This is a genomic window from Vibrio lamellibrachiae (genome assembly GCF_050337265.1).
Lineage (GTDB): Bacteria > Pseudomonadota > Gammaproteobacteria > Enterobacterales > Vibrionaceae > Vibrio > Vibrio kyushuensis.
In genome coordinates this window covers 18,996-43,538 of the sequence record NZ_JAKJSU010000021.1, presented here as the reverse complement: position 1 = coordinate 43,538, position 24,543 = coordinate 18,996, and the positions used below count along the sequence as shown (strand labels likewise).

Here is a 24,543-nt window from a genome sequence, read left to right as displayed (position 1 = left end):
ATATCTATGACTGAGAGTAACCACTTTGACGTAATTGTTATCGGTAGTGGCCCAGGAGGTGAAGGGGCAGCTATGGGTTTAACCAAAGCGGGGCTCAATGTCGCTATCATAGAAAAAGAGAGCAGCGTCGGTGGCGGTTGTACCCACTGGGGAACCATTCCCTCAAAAGCGCTTCGTCATGCCGTTAGCCGTATTATCGAATTTAATAGCAACCCTCTTTTTTGTCACAATAACAGCAGTATTCACTCCACGTTTTCTAACATTCTAGGCCACGCGAAATCTGTTATTGATAAACAGACTCGACTTCGTCAAGGCTTCTACGATAGAAATGAATGTACGCTTATTTTTGGTACAGCTCAGTTTTCTGGTGATCACTCTATCGATGTCACTCAGCCTGATGGGACGATTGAAAAATACACCGCTGATAAATTTGTTATTGCGACGGGATCTCGCCCATACCAACCTGCTGATGTCGACTTTACCCACCAACGTATTTACGACAGTGATTCGATCCTAAGCTTAGAGCACGACCCTCGCCATATCATTATCTATGGTGCAGGTGTTATTGGCTGTGAATACGCCTCTATATTCCGCGGGCTTGGCGTTAAAACAGACCTTATCAACACGCGAGATAGACTCCTTTCATTTCTAGATAACGAAACGTCTGATGCGCTCTCTTATCACTTCTGGAATAGTGGTGTGGTGATCAGAAATGATGAAACCTTCGAGAAGATAGAAGCAAATGAAGATGGCGTTATAGTTCATCTTGAATCTGGTAAGAAAATGCGTGCCGATTGCATACTGTATGCCAATGGCCGAACAGGTAACACTGACAAGCTTAACCTTGACGCGGTCGGTCTCGCCGCAGACTCTCGTGGGCAAGTCTCCGTGAACAGCAATTACCAAACCAGTATCGAGCATGTATACGCGGTGGGTGATGTGATTGGCTACCCTAGCCTCGCAAGTGCTGCGTACGACCAAGGCCGATTCGTTGCACAAGCAATCACTCATGGGCAGGCTTCTGGATATTTGATTGAAGATATTCCGACTGGTATATACACCATTCCGGAAATCAGCTCTGTGGGTAAGACAGAGCAAGAGTTGACCGCTGCGAAAGTGCCTTATGAAGTGGGCCGAGCATCGTTTAAGCATTTAGCTAGAGCACAAATCGCTGGCAAAGATATCGGCAGCTTGAAGATACTCTTCCACAGAGAAACTAAAGAGATTTTAGGCATTCACTGTTTTGGCGAGCGTGCGGCTGAAATCATCCATATCGGTCAAGCGATCATGGAGCAGAAAGGCTCGGCAAACACCATTGAGTATTTCGTTAATACAACGTTTAACTATCCAACCATGGCGGAAGCCTATCGCGTAGCAGCGCTGAATGGGTTAAACCGCCTGTTCTAATTACGTATAAAATCTAAACCAACAAAACCGCAGGCATTAACCTGCGGTTTTTTGCTCTAAGAATGTTCCATTTCGCCACTGCACGATTAATAAAACCGCTAAGCCGATCCCTCGCATCGCCATGAAGCTCAACATCGCTAACCATAAAGCATGATTACCCATCGAACTGGTTAGATAGAACATCGCAAAGAAAAAGCTTGTCGCAACAAACATACTGTTTCGCATCTCTTTACCTTTTGTCGCACCGATGAATATGCCATCAAACAAGAAACACCACATTGCCGTAAGTGGCATCGCAATTAACCACGGAAGATAAATATAAGCATTCTCTTGTACGCTTGGAATATCGGTGATCAAACTGATCAGGCTCGATCCGAAAATATAAAATGAGACGGTTAAAGCAACACAGATGATCAGACTCCAAAAAAACGTTCCAATCAAAGACTGACTTAACTCTTTTCTATCTTTCGCGCCTATCGCTTTACCGACCATGGCTTCCATCGCATAGGCAAAACCATCCATACCGTAAGAAATGATCATCAAAAAGCTCATTAATACCGCATTAGCAGCGATAACATCGTCACCAAAGCTTGCCCCTTGGAATGTCATAAAGCTAAAGGTTGCTTGTAAACAGAGCGAGCGTAGAAAAATATCACGGTTTAGCTTAACGAACCGACCAATATCGTTGCCACTTTGGGCAATTATAGAGCGAGGAGAAGGCAGCTTACGTTCACACCACGTTCGATAAACACACCATAGCCCAAATGCGAAGCCCATATAATCTGCGATAACCGAGGCTAGAGCTGCCCCTTCGACTTTCCAATCAAACCCCATCACAAACAGAACATCGAGAGCAATGTTGGTCACGTTAGAAATGATCACCATCCACATAGGCGCTTTGGCGTTTTGTGTGCCCAACAACCAACCTAAGATGACAAAGTTAGCTAATGAAGCAGGTGCACTCCAAGCTCGAATTGCAAAGTACTGTTCACCGTAAAATTTCACCTCTTCACTTGCGCTACTCAGTGAAAAAATTACATCAGACAGCACACCGTGAAATAATAGAAAAACAACGGCAAAGCCAAAGGCCATTAATAAGCCTTGAATGAACACTAGCGCCAGTTGCTGCTTATCATCTGCGCCATAGGATTGAGCGGTTAGCCCTGTGGTCGACATACGCAAAAAGCCGAGTAACCAAAACGTCACACTGATCATCGTGCCGCCAAGCGCAACCCCACCCAAATACCATGCGTGATCCAAGTGACCGATTACCGCAGCATCCACTAACCCAAGCAAAGGAACCGTAATATTGGAAAGCACCATTGGAATGGCGAGCAATAGTACCCTCTTATGCAGCGAGAGATTGCTTAGCGTTCGAAACAGATAATTGAAGAATTGAATTGGTTGAGAAATCACAGTCACCTCACTTTTAGAGAGTGAAGTGTAACCGGATCACCAACGAAGCTGAACTACTACTGGTGTTAGTCTTTGTTTTAAAGAGGGGAACTTAGTTAGCCATCGCTGCCAAAACTTCCAGCGACCACAGTTTTTTTCTAATGGTGAGAATGTTTTTACCCATTGTGCCCAGGGTAAATAATTCAAAATGGACTCACCTGGATGAGAGTAGCCGTGTGCGTACTCCCCAGACCCCATCTTTTTCCCCATTTGAGTCGAGGTTTTATCTCCGGCGATGACCAAACACGCTGTCGCCCCATCAAAATGACGACCGAGCGCTTGTACAAAACTGGCGACTTGTTGTTGAGATCCATCGAGCAGCGCGTGCTCACATACGATCATGACATTGGCATGGTTTGGAACAGGCAATTGATCGAGCCACTGAAGATCATCAACACTGCCACATTGATGCAAATAGCGTTCGCTCTTATGGAATAGTTTTTGTCGCCATAACAGATTCTCGGTCACATCTAACTCGATCCAATGACAAAGCCCATTATCGACACGGTAAAAACGAGTGTCTAACCCTGCCCCTACATTAATGATCCAAGCATCTGGATAACGTTCAATAAACGTTTTTACTTGTAAATCACAAAGCTGGGTAAGAGTGGCATGCAAAAGCTGCTTCTGATCGACATCTCCTGACAGGCATTCAGGGGCAACTTGGCAATAACGACAAGCGTTTGCAGCGATAGGATCATAAACAAGACCATCATCCACTAAACTCTCACGGCTTCTCAGCCATAAAGGTTGTAGCAAATCAGCGGGGATTTGATAACGTCGTTTTGAAGAAGGGGTCGGCAGAGGCATTATCATCTTCCTTATGAATCCAGAAAGAAGATGATAATGAATATCATTTAAACTTACAAGCTATTGAGAACATCGCCGATCAAAATAGGCTGCTATTTCTCAATTAAGAAAGTTACATCCAATCGGTATTTCGAATGATACCAACAGCAATACCTTCTATAGCAAGGCTTTGCGCAGTAAGGTCAACTTCGATTGGAGAAAATTCTGTATTCTCAGCATGAAGCAAAACCGTTGAGCCTTTACGCTCTAAACGTTTAACTGTCACATCATCATCAACGCGAGCAACGACAACTTGGCCATCACGAACATCCTGTGTTTTATGAACAGCTAACAGATCGCCATCCATAATGCCGATGTCTTTCATACTTTCGCCATTCACACGAAGCAAGAAGTCAGCCTGAGGCTTAAACATGCTGGCATCCACTTTATAGTGAGTTTCTACATGCTCTTGAGCAAGAATTGGTTCACCCGCAGCGACTTGACCGATCAGCGGTAAGCCTTCTTCTTCGTTAGCCGCTTCTAATAGAATGCGGATACCACGCGAAGCGCCTGGAATAATTTCGATCGCTTGCTTGCGTGCAAGCGCTTTTAGATGTTCTTCTGCGGCATTCGCAGATCGGAACCCCAATTCACGAGCAATCTCAGCTCGAGTCGGTGGCATTCCATAATCATCAATTTTACTTTTGATGAGATCAAATACTTGTTGCTGGCGTGCAGTCAATGGCTTCATAAGTAACCTGTCTTTTTATACAGTTAACTGTGAGTATATCCAGTAAGTTATAAAATGAAAAGATAATTGGTTGTTTTTTCAATCTTTCGACTTTCATCGATAAGTTCGGTCAAATAATTATGATCTCTATCCACACGTACACCGCTAGAAGAATCGTAATTAATACTGCCGCAGAGCCCATGTCTTTCGCACGCCCAGAAAGCTCATGATGCTCCTCACCTACTCTATCCACAACAGCTTCGATTGCACTGTTAATTAGTTCGACCACCAGCACGAGCAGAACTGAAGTTACTAAAAGTACCCTCTCAACATCTGTCACTTCAAAATAAAAGGAGCTAGAGATAAAGATGATGGCGAGTAGTAGCTCTTCCCTAAATGCAGCTTCATTTTTAAACGCCGCTTTGAGCCCTTTAGATGAATACACTAACGCATTTCTAATCCGTTTGAATCCATGTACAGCTTTATCTGGCACGTCCTTTCCCTTATAAGATAAACATTCATATAAAATTCGCACGAATCTGACCAAATCATCCACATTATGATTAAAAGGTTAGACCAGTTTCTGGTATCCTTGCCGCTCTTTTAAATGACCTGCCTAGGCGACTCTCTACTTATCGTTAAAATGACAAATAATTAGAAATTCGCTTATGCTTATTTGAAACACACGAGGCTGTGAATCTATATGTCTTCAGGACAATCCCTAGCACGATCATTGCTAAAATTACCTTTATCACTCTTAGTTAAAGGTAAGGCAATTCCTTCAAACCCTATTGAAGATCATAATATTGATGCTGACAAGCCTATTGTGTATGCACTGCCATTCCGATCAAGTGTTGACCTGCTAACACTGCAAAAGCACGTTCTGGAACTCGGTCTTCCTGATCCTTTAAGCCCCGTCGTTATCAATGGCCAGTCGTTTCCTCGCTATGTGTTTACATCAACAAGACCAACCCTTGTTCAACGTAATCAAGATGTACCCAATACTTCGATCTCTCTCTTTTCATCACTGCTAGAACTTCACCAGTTCGATAGCAACCTTGATGTTCAGATCATCCCAACAACAGTACTTTGGGGGCGTAAGCCTGGTAAAGAAGAGCAGACCAAACCTTATCTTCAAGCGCTTAATGGCCCTCAAAAAGCCGCTGCTGTAATATTTTCTGGCCGTGACTGTATGGTTCGTTTCAGCCCTGTAGTGTCACTACGTTATATGGCTGATGCACACGGTACCGATGAATCCATCGCACATAAACTTGCTCGTGTTGCCCGCATTCACTTCTCTCGTCAAAAACTGGCAGCCTCTGGCCCAGACCTCCCTAATCGTCAGGCGCTGTTTCAACGTCTACTTGATTCTCAAGCGATAGAAAAAGCGATTGAGGAAGAAGCAAAAGCTAAAAACATTCCGATCGAAAAAGCCCGTAAAGAAGCCCACGCGATCATGGAAGAAGTCGCAGCTAACTTCTCCTACTCACTTATTAAAGTGGGTCAGCGTACGCTAGGTTGGTTATGGAACCGTATCTATCAAGGTTTGAATATTTCAAATGCTGCTACCATCAGACGCTTGGCACAAGATGGGCATGAGATTGTTTATGTCCCCTGTCATCGTAGTCACATGGATTACTTGCTTCTCTCTTACGTTCTCTACAATGAAGGTATGGTCCCGCCTCACATTGCAGCTGGCATCAACCTAAACTTCTTCCCTGCCGGTCCTATCTTTAGACGTGGTGGGGCTTTCTTTATTCGCCGTAGTTTTAAAGGTAATAAGCTTTATTCGACGGTATTTCGTGAATATCTTGCTGAGTTATTTAGTAAAGGTTACTCAGTCGAGTACTTTAGTGAAGGCGGACGATCTCGCACAGGTCGCCTACTGCAAGCTAAAACCGGAATGCTGGCCATGACGATTCAAGCGATGCTGCGTGGTTTAAACCGCCCAGTAACGTTAGTGCCTGTTTACATTGGTTATGAACACGTAATGGAAGTGAGCACTTACGCCAAAGAACTTCGTGGAAAAGACAAAGAGAAAGAAAACGCAGGCCAGGTTCTTCGTACTATTCGTAAGCTACGCAACTTTGGTAAAGGCTACGTAAACTTTGGTGAGCCAATCCCTTTGAACCAGTACCTAAACGAACACGCTCCAGAGTGGACACAAGACATCGATCCAATGGGTGGAAACAAGCCTCAGTGGATGAACCCAGTGGTGAACAAGCTCGCCAATAAGATGATGACCAACATCAACGATGCAGCGGCAGCTAACGCACTCACACTGTGCGCGACGGCACTTTTGGCATCACGCCAACGAGCACTCTCTCGCGATAGCTTGGTTAATCAAATCGACAGCTATTTATCGCTTTTGAAGAATGTACCGTATTCGTTAACGTTTACGATGCCGTCGGAAAGTGCAGATGAGCTTGTTCGTCATGCAGAGTCTCTGGATAAATTTGTTATCGATAGTGATGCGATGGGCAGCATTGTTTCACTCGACCGTCATCAATCGGTATTAATGACTTATTACCGTAATAACATTATTCACTTACTGGCAATTCCATCGCTGATTGCACAAATGCTGATTCGTAGCCAGCAGTTACCTATCGCGACTATTCAAAGCCGAGTTGCAAAGATTTATCCTTTCCTTAAGCAAGAGCTGTTTTTAAGTATTGAGGAAGAAGCGCTAGCAGACGTAGTCAGCGCTTACATTGAAGAGCTTTCAAACCAAGGTCATGTCTGTATTGATGGCGATAACGTTGCCATCAACCAAGCCAATACTCAGGTATTGATGCTGCTAGGTAGAACGATTACTGAAACCCTACAACGCTACGCGATCGCGCTAAATCTACTCTCTGATAATCCTGAGTTAGGAAAATCTGATTTAGAGAAACGAAGCCAAGATATCGCTCAAAGGCTTGGTCGACTACACGGTATCAACGCACCTGAGTTTTTTGATAAAGGTGTATTTTCTAGCATGTTTAACACGCTTAAACAGCAAGCATACCTTGATCAAAATGGTGAGTGCGACCAAGAGCGAAGCCAAGAACTGGCTCAACTGCTCTACTCAATGCTCTACCCTGAAGTTCGTCTAACCATTCAAGAGAGCATCCACCAAGCGAATCAATAGCCATTCAGCTGCAACCTAACGATGGCTAGCTTAACGATAGTTCACTACAAAAATAAAAAAGGCATCCTATTGGATGCCTTTTTTATAAAATGGATATAGCGAGAGAAGCAATTCGCTAAATTAGAAAACCCAGTAGTAAGCCGATGGTTATAACCATACCTACGTAGTTATTATTTAGAAATGCTGTAAAGCATGACATGCGTTCACGGTGACGAATCAAGTGTTGCTGAAAGACAAATAAAGCCCCAACAACCAATAATCCCCAATAGAATGTGGTTCCTAGCAGGTAGTAATCACCCAGTAACATCAACATAATTAGCATTACTAGCTGCAGTGCACCGATGATCATTTTATCAAATCGGCCAAAGAGAATAGCTGTTGATTTAATGCCGATTTGAACATCATCATCACGATCAACCATCGCATATTGGGTATCATAAGCAATGGTCCAAACAGCATTGATCACAAACAAATACCAAACCATGAGTGGCAACTCATTGGTTTGTGCTGCCCACGCCATAGGGATAGCCCAACTAAAAGCCAGCGCTAAGAATAATTGAGGAAGGTGAGTATAACGTTTCATAAACGGGTAAATAAACGCAAGAACGATACCTGCAAAGGAGAGCTTAATCGTTAGAGGGTTCATGGTTAATACCAGAAGAAACGAAACAACGGCCAGCAAAACAAACAGCCCAATGGCTTCTTTACTTGAAACCATACCTGACGGCAATGGTCGGTCCTTGGTTCGCTTCACGTGACCATCAACGTGACGATCCGCAAAATCATTAATCACACAGCCTGCTGAGCGCATCAATAGCACCCCAAGGGTAAAGACGACAACAACATCCCACTTAGGAAGTCCTTCCGCCGCCACAATTAACGCCCATAACGTCGGCCATAACAACAGTAATGAACCAATCGGGCGATTCATTCGCATGAGTAGCCAGTAAGCTTTTACTTTCTCTTTTACGCTCACTTCATGCTTTTCCTTAGCATCGACACTACTCATGATTGACACTCTTTAACGTAAATGGGTGATGCTGGTAAAAACAGTTCTGCAACTAACATCGGCTTATTATTCATCCACAGTCGAGAACGTCTCGCTAAAAAACGTCCTTGCTCTGTCTCTGCCCAACCCACTTGAAGCGCATCTCGCTTTACATCATTAGTGCTAAACACTGTTAAACCTAAAGGGATCTCACCCTGCTCTGTTAAGTCATGCTGCTGATCAGCAATCGAAGAACTCGGGATTAATGTACGCCCCAACACCCACGGAATTCCATCGCCTTTCAATACGACTTTACGTAATAAGCACTGCTCTGGAGATAAAAGGGATATTTCTTGCTCGTTAAGTCGCTCTGCTTTCACAATGCGATTATGTAATAGGTCTACCGTTAATGCTTGGCAGTGGCGTTCGAGTAAGCGCGACAAAGACCCAAGTTCTAACAACCAGTTTCTGGATTGTTGAGACGGAAAGTCAAAATCGGAAGGATCTTGCCAATTTACTTGAAGCAAAGCAGATAGATAGAGCGAAGTTGATAGATTCATACTAGTATTCAATTATTAGCTTTAACATCGTAGAATAAAGCTGCAAAGATTGGTCAAAACCAACCGAGGGATGCAAACCGCATTTCATTACAAACAGATACTCCATTGTAACAAGACTCTATAGATACGAGTATCATCATTATAAAAAAGAAAAGTCATTTATATGCTTAAACGTTACCTAGTCCAAACAATTGCTATTTTTAGTCTACTCTTTTCGCTGCCAAGTTACGCGGAAGAAGAAGCGGTACCTCAACTTGCCTACTTCACTTTAGAACCGGATCTCACCACGAACTTTTATACCAAGGGAAAAAAGCTGGGCTACATTCAGGTTCGCATCGATATTATGGTGGCAAGCGCCGCGGATTTACCAATTGTTGAACAGCATCAACCACTCATTAGAGACGCAGTGATAGAGCTACTTGGTCAGCAATCAGAAGATACTATAAAATCTCTTTCAGGAAGAGAAGATCTACGTAAAATTTTGGTTGATCAACTTAATGAAACACTTCTGCCAGAAACAGGTCGAACGATCATCGCAGATCTACTATTCACTAAATATCTATATCAGTAGACTTAAGAAACCTATATCGACTCTATCAATTAGGCTTACTCTTTTGAAGTAAGCCTATCAACTCTTCAAATCAATGTAATTTCCGATTAAGCGAGCTTCTTCTTACTCGCATCGAGAAGCCCAAGCCCTACACCTGAAATCAAACCTACTAAATGCGCGGTGTTGGCAATCGCCATGTAAGGCTGAACAAACCCTAATACTAACCAAACTAACATAAAGCCAATCAACGGTTTTGGCATGTTTAACCCTAAGTGAGGCGCCTTAACACCCATCATCCATAGGTAGCCCACCAAAGCGTATACTACCCCTGATAAACCACCAAAATTAGCCCCTTCAACCCAATACTGCCCAGCACCAGATAACGCTGCCGATATGGCAAAAATCTGTAATAGCTTTAACGAACCAAGGCGTTTTTCTATATCACCACCGAGCTGCCACCACCACAGTATATTAAAGACGATATGCATTGCTGAAAAGTGGAGGATCGCATGGGTAAACCAGCGCCAGATCTGAATCTGTTGACTAGGGTCTGCAGGAAAGTGAAGTAGTGAAAATACATTATTTCTAAAGCCAAGCTGTAGCAATGCAAAGACAACAATGCACAATACCATGCCGAATAAAGTAACAGGCCCCGCTTTCGCTTTAATCATGTCGATAAAGCTAGGCATATGATAAGAAAAAACGTTGGTTCGTGATTCCGCCATCGCCCATGATGCTGCTTGATACTTATTATCTGTTGGATTACTCAGAAAGTGTTCAAGTTCCGCTTCAACTTCGATTTGATGCTGACCATCTAACAACCACAGTGCAAACTGCCCTTCGCCTTCTGGCATCATACGTACTTCTATCTTTCTAGAAGCCATGTAATCAATAAAAGCTTGTGCGGCTCTAGGGTTACTCACGGTTAGTAATCGAATCATTTGTTATCTACTTATTTGTACCAAGCCAATTAATATCGCCGCTGATGGGTTGAATTACAAGTATTCGCTCTATTCTGATGCCGTTGCTCTATTTTGATACGGTTAGAGGTAATCCTGCTCTTCGCCACGCTTCTATGCCACCATCAACACTGTACACTTCACTATACCCTTGATTAATCAAATATTGAGCCACGTTCTGGCTGCTAATTCCGTGATAGCACATAACAAGAATAGGCTGTTCAAACTCCACTTCATTCATAAACTCAACAATGGTGTCATTGTTTAACGGGAAGGCTTCTTCTACATGCCCTTGAGCAAATGATTGGCTATCTCGAGTATCAGCCAAAATCGCTTCTGGCTTTTGTAATAATGTCTGCGTTTGTTCAATATTGATGGTTTGAAATTGGTCCAATTTTACACCTATGTATCTCTAACTTTTGAAGTGTGATTGTAACCTATCCCAAGCTTGATAAGTACCAACAAGCAATAGGGTTATCCACCAGCTCTGAGCAAGTACTCGATTGTGCATAAGTCTGTGGATTGCGTTGATAACGTGGTTTTGGATCCTTTGATCTACTATATATAGTGTTGATCTTTATTTATTTGTGAGTAAATGGAAAAGTATCCCCATAGGAATATTACCCATGAAGCCTTTATTTACCCCGCTTTCTGACAGGTGCTCAATAAACTTTGCACAGAGTTACCCACAGGCAAGCTTGTAAATAACTGATTGTTATTAGATCACAAAAACAAAAAAGCCGAGATCAAATGATCTCGGCTTTCTATAATTCTAAAGCTAACCTGTCGCAGGCCTTCTACGTGTTAAAACTCACCGACTGCGGCTTTTAGTTTCTTCATCGCGTTCTTTTCTAGCTGACGAATACGCTCAGCAGAAACGCCATAGACTTCAGCAAGCTCTTGCAATGTCGTTTTGTTATCGTCTAGCCAGCGCGAGCGAACAATGTGTTGGCTGCGATCATCAAGTGTTGCTAAAGCGTGGCTAAGTCGATTATTGGTATGAGTTTCCCAATTCGATGCTTCCACATTATCAGCAAGATCAGACGCCTGATCCTCTAAATAAAGCACAGGAGCTGTATACGAGTGACCACTTTCGTCATCATCGTTTGGCATTTCAAACGTAGAATCTTGCGCCGCTAAGCGAGATTCCATTTCACGAACTTCTGAAGGTTCAACACCCAGTTCGCGAGCAACCGTTTCGACTTCGCCGTTATTAAACCAACCCAAACGCTTTTTCGATTTACGTAGATTGAAAAACAATTTACGTTGCGCTTTGGTTGTTGCAATTTTAACGATACGCCAGTTACGTAATACGTATTCGTGAATTTCCGCTTTAATCCAATGCACCGCAAAAGAAACCAAGCGAACACCCACTTCAGGGTTAAAGCGTTTCACCGCTTTCATCAGGCCAATGTTACCTTCTTGAACAAGGTCAGCCATTGGTAAGCCGTAACCTGAATAACCACGAGCGACATGAACGACGAATCGAAGGTGTGACAAAATAAGACCTTTAGCAGCCTCTAGTTCACCTTTGTAATGTAATCTTTCTGCGAGTTCACGCTCTTCTTCCGGCTTTAGCATTGGGTAGCTATGTGCTGAACGAATATAGCTATCTAGGCTATCTTGCGATACTACTGCCATTGAATACGATTTAGTTGCCATTCAATTCCTCATCAATCTCTGATCTGGATTATAGGTTTACCCCATTTCACTTGAACTCAATATGAACAGGTTTCAAGCAGGGGTCAATTATTATGCACAAACCTATAACTGTTACAAGTCAAAATAGGGTTCACGCTAAAGTTTATGTTCAAGTTTCGAAGCTAATTGGCTCTAGGCGCTACTTAAACACGTTAAGCGTTATTTATAAGTACGTCGCTATCATTATAAGTACATCACTATTACACGAGTTTCTTTACTTATCGATTAAATTACGACATTACCAAATTAAACTGGTTCAATTTCTTTTAGATGACGTTTGGCCGATACTTTTGCTGCCGCACAACCAAGTAGTAAACCTAGCATTACAAGCAGTAGCGACTCATCCCAGCTTAGTCCTATCAATCTAAAGTGGCTATCGTAAAGCATTGCTAAATCTTTTACGGTGCCGTTAAGCAGTATTGTAATCAGCGCAGTTAGTATCCACGCAGAAAGAGCGCCTAATAAACCAAACCACATTCCGGAGTACACATAAGGACGCAAGATAAAACCATCGGTAGCACCGATAAGCTTCATGGTTTGAATCTCCTCTTTATTAGCAAGAACATTAAAACGTAAGGTATTACCTACAATAAGAAAAACCGAGGTCAGCATCAATATAGAGAGTGTCACAACTATCACGGTAATGAGCGCTTGAATAGCGTCTAAGCGAGTCAGCCAATCTTCATCTAGGCGAATATCAGTTATCTCTTTGTTCTCTTTCAGGCCATCAACGATCGCTTCAATCAACTGTTTATCGTCGGCACTTGGCGTTATCACAAGTACACTCGGTAATGCATAGTCATCAAGCAGACTGATAGCTTGTTCAAAACCAGAGTACTGGCTAAGGTCATCTAACCCTTGCTGTGACGAAATGTATTCGACATGCGCTACTTCAGATCGGCTTTCTATTTCATCCTTTAACACCATAATTCTTGCTTCTGGTGTCTGCTCAACAATATAGGCGCTCACTTGAGAGGGGCTCACCACATTGTCAGCAACAGCGGCCATGTTCTTACCCAACAGATACAAGCAAGCAGGCATCGCCAGTGCCATCGAAATAACCGCTAAAGTGAGAATATTTCCGAGAGGCCTAATCCACAAAGAAGAAAATGAACTCTTCGCTTGATTGATATGAGATCGAAAGAAGCCTACCGTTTTAAAAGGACTTTGAGGGCGTTTTTTCGCCGATTTTTTGTTACGAACATTACCGCCCATAATCTGAAACCTCACTTAAAAAACCTTGATTTAACTCTAAGTGGCGATATTGAGGACGAGTATTTACCAAGCCGATGTCGTGGGTAGCCAGTATGATCGTCACACCCGCTCGATTAAACTCTTCAAACAACTTTAAGACACGACTAGAAAGTTCAGGGTCAAGGTTACCTGTTGGCTCATCAGCCAGCAGTAACGTAGGTCGATTAACCACTGCGCGAGCAATGCCGACTCGTTGCTGCTCACCACCTGAAAGCTGACTAGGTAGACAGCGTGCTTTATCAAGTAGGTCCGTCTTATCTAGTGCAGCACTGACTCGGCGCCTAATGTCAGCCTCAGAGATAGACTCAATTCGCATAGGCAAAGCCACATTATCAAAGACACTTCGGTCCATTAATAGTCGGTGGTCTTGAAAAACAATCCCTATATTACGACGTAAAAAAGGGATGTCTTTATTAGGGATACGGGTGATGTCATGGCCATTGAAAGCAACTTTACCATCGGTTGGTCGCTCCATCGCGCAGATAAGCTTCAGCAAGGTACTTTTACCCGCACCAGAGTGACCACCTAAAAAGGCCATTTCGCCCCTCTTCAGGTGAAAATCCACTTTTTGTAGCGCCTGACGACCACCACGATACGCTTTACTTACTTGCTGAAAACTAATCACCTACGCTTCCTCTTACAATCTACAGTCCATTACGATTAAACGACGGCTATTCTTCTCGACTAAACAGCGCTTCAACAAACTCTTCTGTTTTAAATGGACGAAGATCGTCAATCCCTTCTCCAACGCCTATGTAACGAATCGGGATCTGAAACTGGTCCGCAATAGCAAATATAACACCACCTTTTGCAGTGCCATCTAACTTAGTGAGAGTAATGCCCGTTACAGGGGCTACATCACTAAAGAGTTTTGCTTGGCTAATTGCATTTTGCCCCGTACCCGCATCCAACGTCAGCATAATCTCATGAGGGGCTGAGTCATCAATCTTCTTCATCACGCGAACAATTTTCTTCAGCTCTTCCATTAGATTAGCTTTATTTTGTAAGCGACCAGCTGTATCGGCAATAACAACATCAACGCCACGCGCTTTTGCTGCTTCTATTGCGTCATAGATAACAGAGGCACTATCAGCGCCTGTATGTTGAGCGATCACAGGGACATTATTACGTTCGCCCCAAACTTGAAGTTGCTCAACGGCCGCAGCACGGAATGTATCACCTGCTGCGAGCATCACTTTCTTACCATCGCTCTGGAACTGTTTTGCCAGTTTACCAATTGTTGTCGTTTTACCGACACCGTTCACACCCACCATCAAGATAACGTAAGGTGTTTTTGTTGTATCAACGAGTAAAGGTTTATCCACTGTCGATAAAATCTCAGACATCTCTTCTTTGAGTAGTCCGTACAGCGCCTCACCATCTTTTAAATCTTGGCGCGAGGCTTTGTCCGTTAAGCTTTCAATGATTTTAACCGTCGTGGTCATGCCCACATCAGCAATCAAAAGTTGCTCTTCTAGCTCTTCAAACAGATCATCATCAATCTGCTTGCCTTTAAATAGGCCGAAGAAGCCAGCACCAATATTGGCTTTAGTTCGACTTAAGCTGCGTTTTAAACGAGTAAAGAAACTTTCGGTTGGTTTCTCTTGTTCTTCAACTCTGACTTCTGCTTCTGCTTCTGATAGAACAGAGTCATCCACGTCACTGCTTATCTCAACAGGTTCTTCAACCGGTTGTTCCTCAATAGCGGAAGATTCAGGTGATTCCACCAACGCTTCTTCGGCTGACTGTTCTTTTAACGCTGACTGTTCATCAACTGATGAGTCTTGTAATAACTCAGGCTCGTCTTGTTGCTCTGCTGAGTCTAATTTTGGTGATTCTTTGGTTTGCTCTTCATCACCAAAGCCAAGCCAAGAGAGTAAGCCGCGTTTCTTTTTTTCCGTCATCTGGAGATATCCTAGATTTACTAAACTAACAACAACACTTTTCTTATAGAATTATCTCTTCTATAGAAAAGAAAATGACAAAGCAGTGAAAAACCTTCAATTAGATTGGTACACTCTGTCATTATTAAATTCAGATTTACACCCTACCGATACATTTAAGGTAGCGGTGTATAGTAACACTTAATTAGCGGTCAAAAAATCCATGGTAAGACGTCGCCAGCAAAACACATCACAAAAAAAGCCTTCCACTGGCTTTGTTCGTATTATCAGCGGCCTGTGGAGAGGTAGAAAACTGCCTGTTCACGATTTAGAAGGGCTAAGACCGACGACGGACAGAGTCAAAGAAACCCTCTTTAACTGGTTGGCACAAGATGTGCCCCACGCTAAATGTTTGGATCTCTTTGCCGGCTCGGGAGGCTTGGGTTTTGAAGCTGCTTCTCGCCAAGCTGAATCAGTCACTCTTATTGAGCTTAACAGCCAAGCCTACAGGCAGTTAAAAACCAATGCAGAAGCCGTCAAAGCTGAGAATATCAATATCGTGAATAGCGACAGCTTGGTTTACTTAAAACAGGCAGGTACACCGTTTGATATTGTCTTTATCGATCCGCCTTTTAGAAAAGGGCTTCTTGCTGAAGCTATTGTCTTGCTAGAGCAGAACAACTGGCTCAGTGACGATGCATTAATTTATGTTGAGACCGAAAAAGAGCTGACGCTTGAAGGCATACCGCCTCACTGGCATACCTACCGAGAGAAGACGACTGGGCAACTGAGCTATCGTCTGTTTACTAGAAAAGAGCTGTAACCTTAAGTCATGATCACAAGGAGACTATGATGAATGTGGGAATAATTATCGCAAAGGCAGTCACGTCGATCGTTTGGTTGGTGCTGATTTATAATCTCATCACGCCATTCCATTACCCGCTCGATTTGGTGCTGTATATCATTATGGGGTTCTTACTGTTTACTCACCTACTGCAAACTGTGATTTTTTCAGCGGCCTTTTCAAAACAGTTGAAAATGACTTGGGGAGATAGGCTCTCTATTCTTGTTTTTGGCGTCTGCGCTGTTATCGATATTCGTAATAAACGTTTGCTGCCTGAAGTAGTAACACAGCAGAAAGAGTCTAAAGAGTAGCTCTGCTTGTTAATAATGTTTCTAGCACAAAAAAGCCGCTCAGTGAGCGGCTTTTTTATAGGTTGTAAAACGTAGAGCAATGAAGGATTAACTCGCCACACTCATATAGCCTTTAACACCGTTCAGGAACATCTGCGTCGAAATCATTACCAACAGTAGTCCCATTAATCTCTCTATCGCTTTCAAGCCTCTCTCGCCCAAAATGCGATGGAAGAAGCCTGAGAACATGAGTATGAAGAACGTCGCGCCCCATGCCAGCATCACAGCCGCGGAAAGCTCCAACATATTGTCAGGGTGCTGACTAGAGAGAAGTAATAACGCAGCAATAACAGAAGGGCCAGCTATCATCGGAATTGCCATCGGCACGATGAAAGGTTCCTCACCCGCCGCAAGGCCAGTAATGCTTCCTGCACTAGGGAAGATCATTTTAATAGCGATAATAAACAAGATAATGCCGCCAGAAATACTCAGCGTTTCCGGTTCGACGTGTAAGAAGTTCATGATGCTTTGACCAGCAAAGAGGAACAGCAGCAGTATTCCAAGAGCAAATAGTAGCTCTCTAAATAGTACTTTTTTTCTACGCTTAGGATCTAAGTGTTTGAGTATTGAAAGAACAATAGGAAGATTGCCAAGGGGATCCATGATGAGGAATAGCATGGTCGCAGCAGATAGGATTTCCATAGCAAACAGGTCTCTTAAAAATAGTTGGCGCAGTATAACGATTTCAACGCCTTTAAGAAACCTGCTTACCTATCTAGATATCGGCCTATTGCCAACTCTATAAATTAGTGGCTACACACTCGTTCAGCATTAAGACTCCAAACACCATCTTTAACCCAAACTTTCTCTCTTTGCTTAAAGAAAGCCAGTAACGATTCAAGATCAAAGCCATCTTTACTGCAAGTCCGAAACTTAACGTCTTCTCCATACTGTTTCTTAATTGCTTCCCGTAGTGCTTCTTCCGTCATGGCTTGTTCACGTAGCAGGTTAAGTACGGCATGTGCATGGATTTCAGTCGACATTTTTGTATTCTCTTTACTTGATAATTGTGTTGTATCTCAGCCTAATATTATACAACAGCTGAAGCCGTGATCAGTGAATAAGCCAACAAATAGGCTCCGGACACCACATAGCGGCCACCAACAATTGGACGTCGGTAATCATGGATGGCGAGTAGTACAGCCGATAGAATCAGTACCAAGGTACCGATAAAGCCGATTAAGCTTAATAGTGAAGACTGTAGCAACCAGACCGCACCAGCAGCCCAAGCTAATTGGACTAAGACTAACCCCATGATCGTGACAGGAAAAATAAGCCTATCTATTTGTGGGAGCAGTAGGAAAAAAGCCACAACACCACTTGCTAATAAAAAAGCAGGTAACCACCACTCAACACCACCAGACAGCTGAACCCAAAAGGATTTACTAAGGCAGACCTGAGCAATCAAAAAGCAGCTAAAGCAAAGTCTGTGGTTTCTTTTTAACAAATACAATGTATCGGCAATCATCGACACACCTAGTCCGAGTGCTACCCATAGCTGGACTGATGATAATTCACTATTTTGTTGATACAAGATGACCAATAAAAATGCGAAGCTCACGGCTCGAAATGCCATAGCTTGAGTGTTTTTACTGCTTTCATTTGCTGAAATACTAACAAAGCCTGCCAGGGCGACAGACATCCAACTCCACATACCAATACCTCTATTCATTACGCCGCCAGTTTATGCTTGTAATAAGTGATGTCTAGAGGTGTATGACAAAACTTGGATCTCGATAGTAATTCCTTTTAAACCTCTTCATATGAGTTTAGGAAGGACTTAAACAAAGCAGTTAAGAAATTAGGTATAACCGTCGTATATCGGCCAAGGTGGTCATAAATTCAAGATGTCATGCAGCTATCGTTACGGAAGTCACCATCATCAAAAAAGAACACATTAATCCAAGAAAACAAACCAACCTAAAATACAATAACTTACCAACTAAAAATGCAAATTTCAGCACTTGCTTTCCGCTGTCACTATCAAGGTCAATATAGTAGTGAAAATAACAACTCGCTCAGCATTTTCATCAAATGTTACAAGTGAATGTCCAATAATCTTCGCTCAATAAAAATAATAAACAAGAATTAACACAGCTACCTTCCCGTTTGATCACCAAGACCGTGTAATAAATAACTTAACATTACCGAACAAAAACATGACCATTTTTTATTACTTAAAATCATGAAGTTAAAATAAAAACGACAAATAATAAAACAATCAGTTCAAAATAGAAGCAGCAAGAAACACAACGACTTTCCTTCCATTTTTCGTCAATTCCACCTCAGTAAAGTTAGGTTTTTGCAAGTTTGATCAAGTTGAACTTGATCAAACCACTAAAGTGGTGCTATTCTAATAAGCATAGTAACTAACATCGACATATAGGAGCAGAGTTATGATTACTTCTTCACAAAAACAAGGACTTGTAATGATCGCCGTAGTAACAGGCTTAATGATACTACCTATGATGTATTACTAAACTTACAAATAAACAAAAGGGACGCAAATGCGTCCCTTTTGTTTATTTGTAATATAGTTCGATAAATTTCAGCCACACACCGTGCTAACTAATTAATATTTCTTATAAATGTTTAGATAGTTCATCCCAATGCACATAGTAAAACCCCAGTGCTACCAGAGTAATGAGTGCCATCAATGTAATAGCCACTCTCCAGATAAAGCGACTACTTCTTGGTGTTAGTTCCTGTTCACATTCATCACATGTAGACAAGAACGCTTTACGATCTTCGAGTTCATACTTGTCTTCATGAACGATTTTATTACGAATTGTCGCTATGTATCTTAGCTTTCCAATCACGTCATGAGGTAAACGCTCTTCACAGCTAGTAATTAACTGATGTAGGCCTTTCCCTTCCGCATGATATTGCCCTCGAAGCAATGTCTCGAGTTTACGAGTTCGTAAAACAACTTTTTCAATATCCGACATCACGTTCCTCCATCACTATTATTGTAGACAGGCACACTTGTATTCTTCTATATACGGATCACTTTTTCGAGTTTTTTAGAAAATTAAACGATAAACCTAGATCTATAACTCATTGAAAATATGATTATCTAACCAAATTAATGATTAGATTCATACATGGCTCACGAATCATGATCTCTAATTGCTAACTCCATTACTCTCAGAGCTACAATAGCGTGTCGATACTATGGAGAGCGTCATGCCTGTTTTACTTTTTATTGCAATTACCCTACTAGCATTAGTTGCAGCTTGGGTCTTTCTCGGTTTTTACCGAAGGCATATGCAGGGAGAAAACGCACCTGAACAGTCGGTCAACGTGACTATTTTAGATAAACAAGTCATCCAAGTCCCTGACGCAGAGCCAGGGGAAGAGGACGAGTTTTGGATTTATGTCCAACGTGGGCACTTAGGGCCTAAGCGCGAATTTCAAATTGGTGTTCATTACTACCATGCACTAAACCCTGGAGATAAAGGAAAACTTACCTACCAAGGTGATAAATTCCTTCATTTCGCTATGAAACGCTAATAGCCTAGGGAGACAACTTCACATGCTAAGGCAGTAACCAGCTTGTCTTAGCAGAACGTGAAAACAGCCAACTCAAACACAAGGCTCCCGCACCACTGATGACGATCCAAACAGGGATAACCCAAGCAGGATGTCCCTGATACCAACCAAACTCCTTCATCGGCCATAGAAATATTGGATGAAGAATATAGATACCCAAACTATTTTGACTAATCAATCCAACCACTTTCGAGGTTCGAGCAGATAACCCCTCTCCAAAATAACGACATAACATAAATATCATGCTCGCTGCGAGTATCACATTTAGGGTCTTGTAAGAGAGCCATCGAGCAACGGTGTACTCTTCCGCTTCGATGCTTAAACTCACCACAGATAACACCGTAGCCAGCAGCGCTGCAATACCAAGAGCGGTAAAGATTCCGACACTGCTTTTATTGAGCGGGACCTTCTTAAACAAGACATACCCAAGTGGAAGGTAACCTGCATATAGCCAGAGTTGATTGCTCCAAGGGCCATCAACCTTAAATAGATACAATACAGAAGTTAGCAGCCAAACAGCCACCAACGCATACACGGCCTCATCAGTGGTTCGACGAACAAATATCTGTAGCAAAGGAATTACAAAATAAAGAGGAATAAAGTAGTAAAAGAAGCCTAAATGATAATAAGTCGAGTGAGTTAAGCTTTCCGATAGAACCTCTTTAGTCACATCACCGTCATAACCCGCTAATGTCCAACCTGATAGATACGCATAAAACAGAGACCATGCAATAAAGGGAAGCAGCACTTTGCCCAAACGACGCTTAACATAATATTTAGCATCAAACGGACGCTGATCGCTCAGCATCAACGCACCAGTAATCAAAATAAAAACAGGAACAGCCCAGCGAGATACGCCATTGACACTCACCGCTGTAACCCATTGATCAAATGGAATAACACCAAGCTCATGTCGATACGGTGCTAGCACATGAATTGCGATCACAGCCACTGCCGCTACGCAGCGTAATAAATCAAAAAACTGAACGCGTTCTCTCAAGCCACTATCCTCATTCGTATCGGTAACAGACTGAATATAGCAACAAAAATGCTGACGATGTAACACACTCGTCAGCTTTTGGTTAATTAATTGCATTCAATTCAAGCGTTGACTGATTGTAACTTTGGTAGCTTTATCGAAATTAAGGATGTTAATGCTAGGAAAGCAAAGGAGACCCATAAACACGCTGCAAGGCCTGCCATTTGAAATACCCAACCCGACAGGATAGTACCAATGAGACGCCCCATCGCATTGGCCATGTAATAGAACCCCACATCCAACGAAACTCCATCACCTTTTGCATAGCTCACTATGAGATACGAATGCAGAGAGGAGTTAACCGCAAATATGGCACCAAACACCATCAAGCCACCGATAATAACCAACTCAGGCTGCCAACCAATTTGTACCGCATAAGCAATACAGCCAGTCACAATCGCTAGTGCGCTTGCCCACACCAGAGCCGCGTGTCCATCAGGAACTTTTCCTTGTGCCTTACCCGTTATCTTAGGTGCGATTCCTTGTACAAAACCATAAGCAATCGTCCAAGTCGCTAGAAATCCTCCCACCCATGAATGATCCCACCCAAACACACTGCCGAGGTAAATAGGCAACGCAATAACAAACCACACATCACGAGCGCCAAACAAGAACATACGCGCAGCAGAGAGGATATTGATTGATTCTGATTTAGAGAATATTTGGTTGAATTTGGGTTTGTTTTTCGCTTTGCCCATATCCGCTTCTAAACTAACGACACTGCCAATGAATACCAGCGTTAGTACCGCTGCCATCGCAAGTACGGCATGTTGGAAACCAACGGTTGAAAGCAATAAACCGCCGATAAAGAAGCCTGCACCTTTAAGAGCGTTCTTAGATCCCGTCAGAATAGCGATCCATTTATACAATGCACCTTGCTGTTCATCAGGTACCAAGGTTTTTATGGAGCTTTTAGCACTCATCTTATTGAGGTCTTTCGCAATACCAGACAAAGCTTGTGCGGCCATCACCCAAGGAATCGTTAACATCGCACTTGGCACTGCAAGCATACTCAAAGCGAGCACTTGCAACCCTAACCCTATGTTCATGGTCTTATTCAAACCAAGCCGAGCACCAAGCCATCCACCAATAAGGTTGGTCACCACGCCAAAGAATTCGTAAAAAAGGAATAACGAGGCGATCTCTAACGAACTGTAGCCAAGATCGTAGAAATACAGAACCACTAGCATACGAAGCGCACCATCTGTGATGGTGAAGTTCCAGTAGTTGAATGTCACCAACATATATTGGCGAACACTTTTACTTAAATTTGAAAACATATGGATTCTCAAAATTACAGACAACAATCTATTCCATCAAAAAGAGCTTTGGATCATCATGTCCCAAAAGCTCTTTAACCAATACAAACCTCTTGGTTTTTACTATTTACTCATGGCAAAAGCTTACTAACCATTACTGTCTACCAATCACTACCGAGCAGCAATCGCAGTGATGTATTCGATTTGGATAGCCTTGGTAAAAGCACCAGGACGCAGTGCTTGAACGTCGGTGATAATCTTCTCTAGTGGCCACTGTCGCTCTAACAATAAATGCGCAGCAAACAGGCCCGTTCGACCAGATCCCCCCATACAGTGAAGCGCAACCTTGCCACCTTCCGCGATAATTTCCTGCAACTGTGGCGATGCATTAGCCCACTGCTGAGCAAAAGCGTTATCTGGAGCTTGGTCATCTTCAATGACAATATGATGCCATTCCATACCAAGCTGTTTGGTTTGCTCACCGAGCGCTTCAACGCCTTTTGACGCCATCTCTTGCGCATTAATCGCAGTCACAATCGCTTTTACGCCTTGCGCTTTAAGCTGATCAAGAGACGCAAGAAGATCCGTTCCTTTCGTGCCCGGACAAGGCGTTAATACTAAAGCACCTTCTTCAACGGCCAGTTCCCATGTTGGATGTGTCATAACGTTCTCCTTAAGCCAAGCCAACAGTACGAACAAGCTCAGCCGTACGCGTTGCGTAGCCCATCTCGTTATCGTACCAAGCATAAATTTTCACCATGCGCGTACCAACAACCATAGTTGAAAGGGCATCGACAATCGTTGAACGCTGGTCACCACGGTAATCAATCGATACCAACGGGCGATCTTCAAATCCAAGAACTCCCTTCAGTTCACCTTCCGATGCTTCTTTAAGCATGGCATTCACTTCTTCAGCAGTCGTATCACGCTTCACATCAAAAACAATGTCGGTCAACGAAGCATTCGCTAATGGTACACGTACCGCATGACCGTTGATTCTGTCTTTCAGCTCAGGGAAAATTTCTACAATTGCTGTCGCAGAACCCGTTGATGTTGGGATAAGGCTCATACCACAAGCACGCGCACGACGAAGATCTTTATGCGGTGCATCCAAAATGGTCTGAGTATTAGTTAAGTCATGAATTGTGGTAAATGAAGATTGTTCAATGCCAAGCTTTTCATTAATAACCTTAACGACAGGTGCAATACAGTTGGTTGTGCAAGATGCAGCAGTAACAATGCGGTGCTTATCTGCATCAAAGATCGCATCGTTCACACCAACGACAATATTAGCAATACCTTCTTCTTTCACTGGTGCGCTAACCACAACACGGTTCACGCCCTGCTCTAGGTATTGATTCAAAATCGATGTTTTACGGTGAACGCCTGTTGCTTCAATCACAACATCACAGCCAGACCAATCGACGGCATTGATGTCACGCTCTTGGGTTGTCTTGATGCGTTGACCATCAACGATGATCTCATCACCTTCACTCGTCGCTTCGTGATTCCAACGGCCTTGAACCGAATCAAACTCAAGTAAATGTGCAAGAGTTTTGGTGTCACCCGCAACATCATTAATAAGCACAAACTCTAGTTCTGGCCAATCAAATGCCGCGCGAAGAGCCAAGCGGCCAATGCGGCCAAAACCATTAATTCCTACTTTAACTGTCATTATCTCGTTCTCTTATTCATAAAATTAAGTGCAAGGACGCGCAGCCATTTCCTGTAAACGCTGCACATCTAATTGATATTGTTCTTGTAGGCAATTGGACTCTTTTAAGCCCGCTATCACCTTGCGTAGCCAGCCTGGAAGCGTGCTCGAAACCTGGTAGTAAACCCACTGGCCTTCACGTTCATCCACCAACACGCCAGATTGACGAAGCTGTGCAAGATGGCGTGATATTTTAGGCTGGCTCTCTTCTAAGGCACCGGTAAGCTCACAAACACATAACCGCCCTTCTCTTGCGATCAATAGAAGGCATCGCATGCGCGTTTCATCAGAAAGCATTTTGAAAAACTGGTGTGGTAACATTCTTAAATCTCACATATACGCATATCCATATATATTAATTTTAGTCTGTTTGATGTCA

27 protein-coding genes are annotated in these 24,543 nt (G+C 43.0%); 6 read left to right on the top strand and 21 right to left on the bottom strand.

The window, feature by feature from the left end:
* Positions 1 to 6: 6 nt before the first annotated feature.
* Positions 7 to 1,407 carry a Si-specific NAD(P)(+) transhydrogenase gene (sthA, locus tag L4C54_RS23715; RefSeq protein WP_428803955.1) on the top strand — a complete coding sequence of 467 codons (1,401 nt, stop codon included), beginning with the start codon at positions 7 to 9 and terminating at the stop codon, positions 1,405 to 1,407.
* Between the two features lie 36 nt (positions 1,408 to 1,443).
* On the opposite strand, the gene dinF is transcribed toward sthA, so the two are convergent.
* From dinF to L4C54_RS23695, 4 genes are all read right to left on the bottom strand, one after another.
* Positions 1,444 to 2,823: an MATE family efflux transporter DinF gene (dinF, locus tag L4C54_RS23710; protein ID WP_428810050.1), complete on the bottom strand. Its 1,380-nt coding sequence runs from the start codon at positions 2,821 to 2,823 to the stop codon at positions 1,444 to 1,446.
* A gap of 36 nt (positions 2,824 to 2,859) precedes the next feature.
* Positions 2,860 to 3,678 carry a class I SAM-dependent methyltransferase gene (locus tag L4C54_RS23705; protein ID WP_428810049.1) on the bottom strand — a complete coding sequence of 273 codons (819 nt, stop codon included), beginning with the start codon at positions 3,676 to 3,678 and terminating at the stop codon, positions 2,860 to 2,862.
* Positions 3,679 to 3,784: 106 nt separating this feature from the next.
* Complete coding sequence (gene lexA / locus L4C54_RS23700) at positions 3,785 to 4,402, bottom strand: transcriptional repressor LexA (RefSeq protein WP_428803958.1); 618 nt, start codon at positions 4,400 to 4,402, stop codon at positions 3,785 to 3,787.
* Between the two features lie 109 nt (positions 4,403 to 4,511).
* A complete protein-coding gene (locus tag L4C54_RS23695) occupies positions 4,512 to 4,874 on the bottom strand; it encodes a diacylglycerol kinase (protein WP_428803959.1) in 363 nt (120 codons plus the stop codon).
* A gap of 210 nt (positions 4,875 to 5,084) precedes the next feature.
* On the opposite strand from L4C54_RS23695, the gene plsB reads away from it, so the two are divergent.
* Positions 5,085 to 7,511 (top strand): glycerol-3-phosphate 1-O-acyltransferase PlsB, encoded by a 2,427-nt coding sequence (gene plsB, locus L4C54_RS23690; RefSeq protein ID WP_428810048.1) that lies wholly within the window; start codon positions 5,085 to 5,087, stop codon positions 7,509 to 7,511.
* Positions 7,512 to 7,626: 115 nt separating this feature from the next.
* Here the strand turns inward: plsB and ubiA are convergent, their stop codons facing one another.
* Positions 7,627 to 8,520 (bottom strand): 4-hydroxybenzoate octaprenyltransferase, encoded by an 894-nt coding sequence (gene ubiA, locus L4C54_RS23685; RefSeq protein WP_428810047.1) that lies wholly within the window; start codon positions 8,518 to 8,520, stop codon positions 7,627 to 7,629.
* Entirely contained in the window at positions 8,517 to 9,059 is a 543-nt protein-coding gene (locus L4C54_RS23680; protein ID WP_428810046.1) for a chorismate lyase, read from the bottom strand. The genes ubiA and L4C54_RS23680 overlap by 4 nt, the downstream gene beginning before the upstream one ends.
* A 163-nt stretch (positions 9,060 to 9,222) precedes the next feature.
* On the opposite strand from L4C54_RS23680, the gene L4C54_RS23675 reads away from it, so the two are divergent.
* The gene (locus tag L4C54_RS23675) at positions 9,223 to 9,630 is read left to right on the top strand and encodes a flagellar basal body-associated protein FliL (RefSeq protein WP_428803963.1); all 408 of its coding nucleotides are present in this window, start codon (positions 9,223 to 9,225) and stop codon (positions 9,628 to 9,630) included.
* Between the two features lie 86 nt (positions 9,631 to 9,716).
* Here the strand turns inward: L4C54_RS23675 and glpG are convergent, their stop codons facing one another.
* The 6 genes from glpG to ftsY all read right to left on the bottom strand — a co-directional run bounded on the left by glpG (position 9,717) and on the right by ftsY (position 15,427).
* Positions 9,717 to 10,550: a rhomboid family intramembrane serine protease GlpG gene (gene glpG / locus L4C54_RS23670; RefSeq protein ID WP_428810045.1), complete on the bottom strand. Its 834-nt coding sequence runs from the start codon at positions 10,548 to 10,550 to the stop codon at positions 9,717 to 9,719.
* A gap of 88 nt (positions 10,551 to 10,638) precedes the next feature.
* The gene (gene glpE, locus L4C54_RS23665) at positions 10,639 to 10,962 is read right to left on the bottom strand and encodes a thiosulfate sulfurtransferase GlpE (protein ID WP_428810044.1); all 324 of its coding nucleotides are present in this window, start codon (positions 10,960 to 10,962) and stop codon (positions 10,639 to 10,641) included.
* 410 nt (positions 10,963 to 11,372) lie between these two features.
* Positions 11,373 to 12,230 carry an RNA polymerase sigma factor RpoH gene (rpoH, locus tag L4C54_RS23660; protein ID WP_428803966.1) on the bottom strand — a complete coding sequence of 286 codons (858 nt, stop codon included), beginning with the start codon at positions 12,228 to 12,230 and terminating at the stop codon, positions 11,373 to 11,375.
* A gap of 285 nt (positions 12,231 to 12,515) precedes the next feature.
* The gene (gene ftsX / locus L4C54_RS23655; protein ID WP_428810057.1) at positions 12,516 to 13,484 is read right to left on the bottom strand and encodes a permease-like cell division protein FtsX; all 969 of its coding nucleotides are present in this window, start codon (positions 13,482 to 13,484) and stop codon (positions 12,516 to 12,518) included.
* A complete protein-coding gene (ftsE, locus tag L4C54_RS23650; protein ID WP_428810043.1) occupies positions 13,474 to 14,148 on the bottom strand; it encodes a cell division ATP-binding protein FtsE in 675 nt (224 codons plus the stop codon). Before ftsE ends, ftsX begins: the two co-directional genes overlap by 11 nt.
* A gap of 46 nt (positions 14,149 to 14,194) precedes the next feature.
* Positions 14,195 to 15,427 (bottom strand): signal recognition particle-docking protein FtsY, encoded by a 1,233-nt coding sequence (gene ftsY / locus L4C54_RS23645; protein ID WP_428810042.1) that lies wholly within the window; start codon positions 15,425 to 15,427, stop codon positions 14,195 to 14,197.
* A gap of 202 nt (positions 15,428 to 15,629) precedes the next feature.
* Between ftsY and rsmD the strand changes: the two genes are divergently transcribed.
* Both rsmD and L4C54_RS23635 read left to right on the top strand, forming a co-directional pair.
* Positions 15,630 to 16,229: a 16S rRNA (guanine(966)-N(2))-methyltransferase RsmD gene (gene rsmD / locus L4C54_RS23640; RefSeq protein ID WP_428803969.1), complete on the top strand. Its 600-nt coding sequence runs from the start codon at positions 15,630 to 15,632 to the stop codon at positions 16,227 to 16,229.
* Between the two features lie 26 nt (positions 16,230 to 16,255).
* Complete coding sequence (locus L4C54_RS23635; RefSeq protein ID WP_428810041.1) at positions 16,256 to 16,561, top strand: DUF1145 domain-containing protein; 306 nt, start codon at positions 16,256 to 16,258, stop codon at positions 16,559 to 16,561.
* A gap of 87 nt (positions 16,562 to 16,648) precedes the next feature.
* On the opposite strand, the gene L4C54_RS23630 is transcribed toward L4C54_RS23635, so the two are convergent.
* The 4 genes from L4C54_RS23630 to L4C54_RS23615 form a co-directional block, all read right to left on the bottom strand.
* Positions 16,649 to 17,242 carry a YhgN family NAAT transporter gene (locus L4C54_RS23630; protein ID WP_428803971.1) on the bottom strand — a complete coding sequence of 198 codons (594 nt, stop codon included), beginning with the start codon at positions 17,240 to 17,242 and terminating at the stop codon, positions 16,649 to 16,651.
* A 104-nt stretch (positions 17,243 to 17,346) separates the two neighbouring features.
* Complete coding sequence (locus L4C54_RS23625) at positions 17,347 to 17,583, bottom strand: YecH family metal-binding protein (protein WP_428810040.1); 237 nt, start codon at positions 17,581 to 17,583, stop codon at positions 17,347 to 17,349.
* 47 nt (positions 17,584 to 17,630) lie between these two features.
* A complete protein-coding gene (locus L4C54_RS23620) occupies positions 17,631 to 18,254 on the bottom strand; it encodes a lysoplasmalogenase (protein WP_428810056.1) in 624 nt (207 codons plus the stop codon).
* Positions 18,255 to 19,182: 928 nt separating this feature from the next.
* Complete coding sequence (locus L4C54_RS23615; protein ID WP_428810039.1) at positions 19,183 to 19,548, bottom strand: DUF4145 domain-containing protein; 366 nt, start codon at positions 19,546 to 19,548, stop codon at positions 19,183 to 19,185.
* A gap of 238 nt (positions 19,549 to 19,786) precedes the next feature.
* Here L4C54_RS23615 and L4C54_RS23610 point away from each other — a divergent pair, with 238 nt between their 5' ends.
* Complete coding sequence (locus L4C54_RS23610) at positions 19,787 to 20,113, top strand: DUF2500 domain-containing protein (RefSeq protein WP_428810038.1); 327 nt, start codon at positions 19,787 to 19,789, stop codon at positions 20,111 to 20,113.
* Between the two features lie 25 nt (positions 20,114 to 20,138).
* Here L4C54_RS23610 and L4C54_RS23605 read toward each other — a convergent pair whose 3' ends face one another.
* The 5 genes from L4C54_RS23605 to L4C54_RS23585 all read right to left on the bottom strand — a co-directional run bounded on the left by L4C54_RS23605 (position 20,139) and on the right by L4C54_RS23585 (position 24,485).
* A complete protein-coding gene (locus L4C54_RS23605; RefSeq protein ID WP_428810055.1) occupies positions 20,139 to 21,152 on the bottom strand; it encodes an acyltransferase in 1,014 nt (337 codons plus the stop codon).
* A gap of 101 nt (positions 21,153 to 21,253) precedes the next feature.
* Positions 21,254 to 22,471 (bottom strand): organoarsenical effux MFS transporter ArsJ, encoded by a 1,218-nt coding sequence (gene arsJ, locus L4C54_RS23600; RefSeq protein WP_428810037.1) that lies wholly within the window; start codon positions 22,469 to 22,471, stop codon positions 21,254 to 21,256.
* Positions 22,472 to 22,621: 150 nt separating this feature from the next.
* Positions 22,622 to 23,113, bottom strand: a complete 492-nt coding sequence (locus tag L4C54_RS23595; protein WP_428810036.1) for a cyclin-dependent kinase inhibitor 3 family protein — start codon at positions 23,111 to 23,113, stop codon at positions 22,622 to 22,624.
* A gap of 10 nt (positions 23,114 to 23,123) precedes the next feature.
* Positions 23,124 to 24,125 (bottom strand): ArsJ-associated glyceraldehyde-3-phosphate dehydrogenase, encoded by a 1,002-nt coding sequence (locus L4C54_RS23590; RefSeq protein ID WP_428810035.1) that lies wholly within the window; start codon positions 24,123 to 24,125, stop codon positions 23,124 to 23,126.
* A 24-nt stretch (positions 24,126 to 24,149) separates the two neighbouring features.
* Complete coding sequence (locus tag L4C54_RS23585; protein ID WP_428803980.1) at positions 24,150 to 24,485, bottom strand: metalloregulator ArsR/SmtB family transcription factor; 336 nt, start codon at positions 24,483 to 24,485, stop codon at positions 24,150 to 24,152.
* Between the last annotated feature and the right edge of the window lie 58 nt (positions 24,486 to 24,543).

Excerpts from the sequence above, each read along its gene's own strand:
- L4C54_RS23635 (WP_428810041.1), top strand. The coding sequence starts at position 16,256 with ATGATGAATGTGGGAATAATTATCGCAAAGGCAGTCACGTCGATCGTT.
- L4C54_RS23615 (WP_428810039.1), bottom strand. The coding sequence starts at position 19,548 with ATGTCGGATATTGAAAAAGTTGTTTTACGAACTCGTAAACTCGAGACA.
- L4C54_RS23680 (WP_428810046.1), bottom strand. The coding sequence starts at position 9,059 with ATGAATCTATCAACTTCGCTCTATCTATCTGCTTTGCTTCAAGTAAAT.
- sthA (WP_428803955.1), top strand. The coding sequence starts at position 7 with ATGACTGAGAGTAACCACTTTGACGTAATTGTTATCGGTAGTGGCCCA.
- rsmD (WP_428803969.1), top strand. The coding sequence starts at position 15,630 with ATGGTAAGACGTCGCCAGCAAAACACATCACAAAAAAAGCCTTCCACT.
- ftsY (WP_428810042.1), bottom strand. The coding sequence starts at position 15,427 with ATGACGGAAAAAAAGAAACGCGGCTTACTCTCTTGGCTTGGCTTTGGT.
- L4C54_RS23620 (WP_428810056.1), bottom strand. The coding sequence starts at position 18,254 with ATGTGGAGTTGGATGTCTGTCGCCCTGGCAGGCTTTGTTAGTATTTCA.
- glpG (WP_428810045.1), bottom strand. The coding sequence starts at position 10,550 with ATGATTCGATTACTAACCGTGAGTAACCCTAGAGCCGCACAAGCTTTT.
- L4C54_RS23630 (WP_428803971.1), bottom strand. The coding sequence starts at position 17,242 with ATGGAAATCCTATCTGCTGCGACCATGCTATTCCTCATCATGGATCCC.
- L4C54_RS23675 (WP_428803963.1), top strand. The coding sequence starts at position 9,223 with ATGCTTAAACGTTACCTAGTCCAAACAATTGCTATTTTTAGTCTACTC.
- arsJ (WP_428810037.1), bottom strand. The coding sequence starts at position 22,471 with ATGTTTTCAAATTTAAGTAAAAGTGTTCGCCAATATATGTTGGTGACA.
- L4C54_RS23625 (WP_428810040.1), bottom strand. The coding sequence starts at position 17,583 with ATGTCGACTGAAATCCATGCACATGCCGTACTTAACCTGCTACGTGAA.
- L4C54_RS23610 (WP_428810038.1), top strand. The coding sequence starts at position 19,787 with ATGCCTGTTTTACTTTTTATTGCAATTACCCTACTAGCATTAGTTGCA.
- L4C54_RS23590 (WP_428810035.1), bottom strand. The coding sequence starts at position 24,125 with ATGACAGTTAAAGTAGGAATTAATGGTTTTGGCCGCATTGGCCGCTTG.
- ftsX (WP_428810057.1), bottom strand. The coding sequence starts at position 13,484 with ATGGGCGGTAATGTTCGTAACAAAAAATCGGCGAAAAAACGCCCTCAA.
- lexA (WP_428803958.1), bottom strand. The coding sequence starts at position 4,402 with ATGAAGCCATTGACTGCACGCCAGCAACAAGTATTTGATCTCATCAAA.
- L4C54_RS23705 (WP_428810049.1), bottom strand. The coding sequence starts at position 3,678 with ATGATAATGCCTCTGCCGACCCCTTCTTCAAAACGACGTTATCAAATC.
- L4C54_RS23595 (WP_428810036.1), bottom strand. The coding sequence starts at position 23,113 with ATGACACATCCAACATGGGAACTGGCCGTTGAAGAAGGTGCTTTAGTA.
- rpoH (WP_428803966.1), bottom strand. The coding sequence starts at position 12,230 with ATGGCAACTAAATCGTATTCAATGGCAGTAGTATCGCAAGATAGCCTA.
- ubiA (WP_428810047.1), bottom strand. The coding sequence starts at position 8,520 with ATGAGTAGTGTCGATGCTAAGGAAAAGCATGAAGTGAGCGTAAAAGAG.
- L4C54_RS23585 (WP_428803980.1), bottom strand. The coding sequence starts at position 24,485 with ATGTTACCACACCAGTTTTTCAAAATGCTTTCTGATGAAACGCGCATG.
- plsB (WP_428810048.1), top strand. The coding sequence starts at position 5,085 with ATGTCTTCAGGACAATCCCTAGCACGATCATTGCTAAAATTACCTTTA.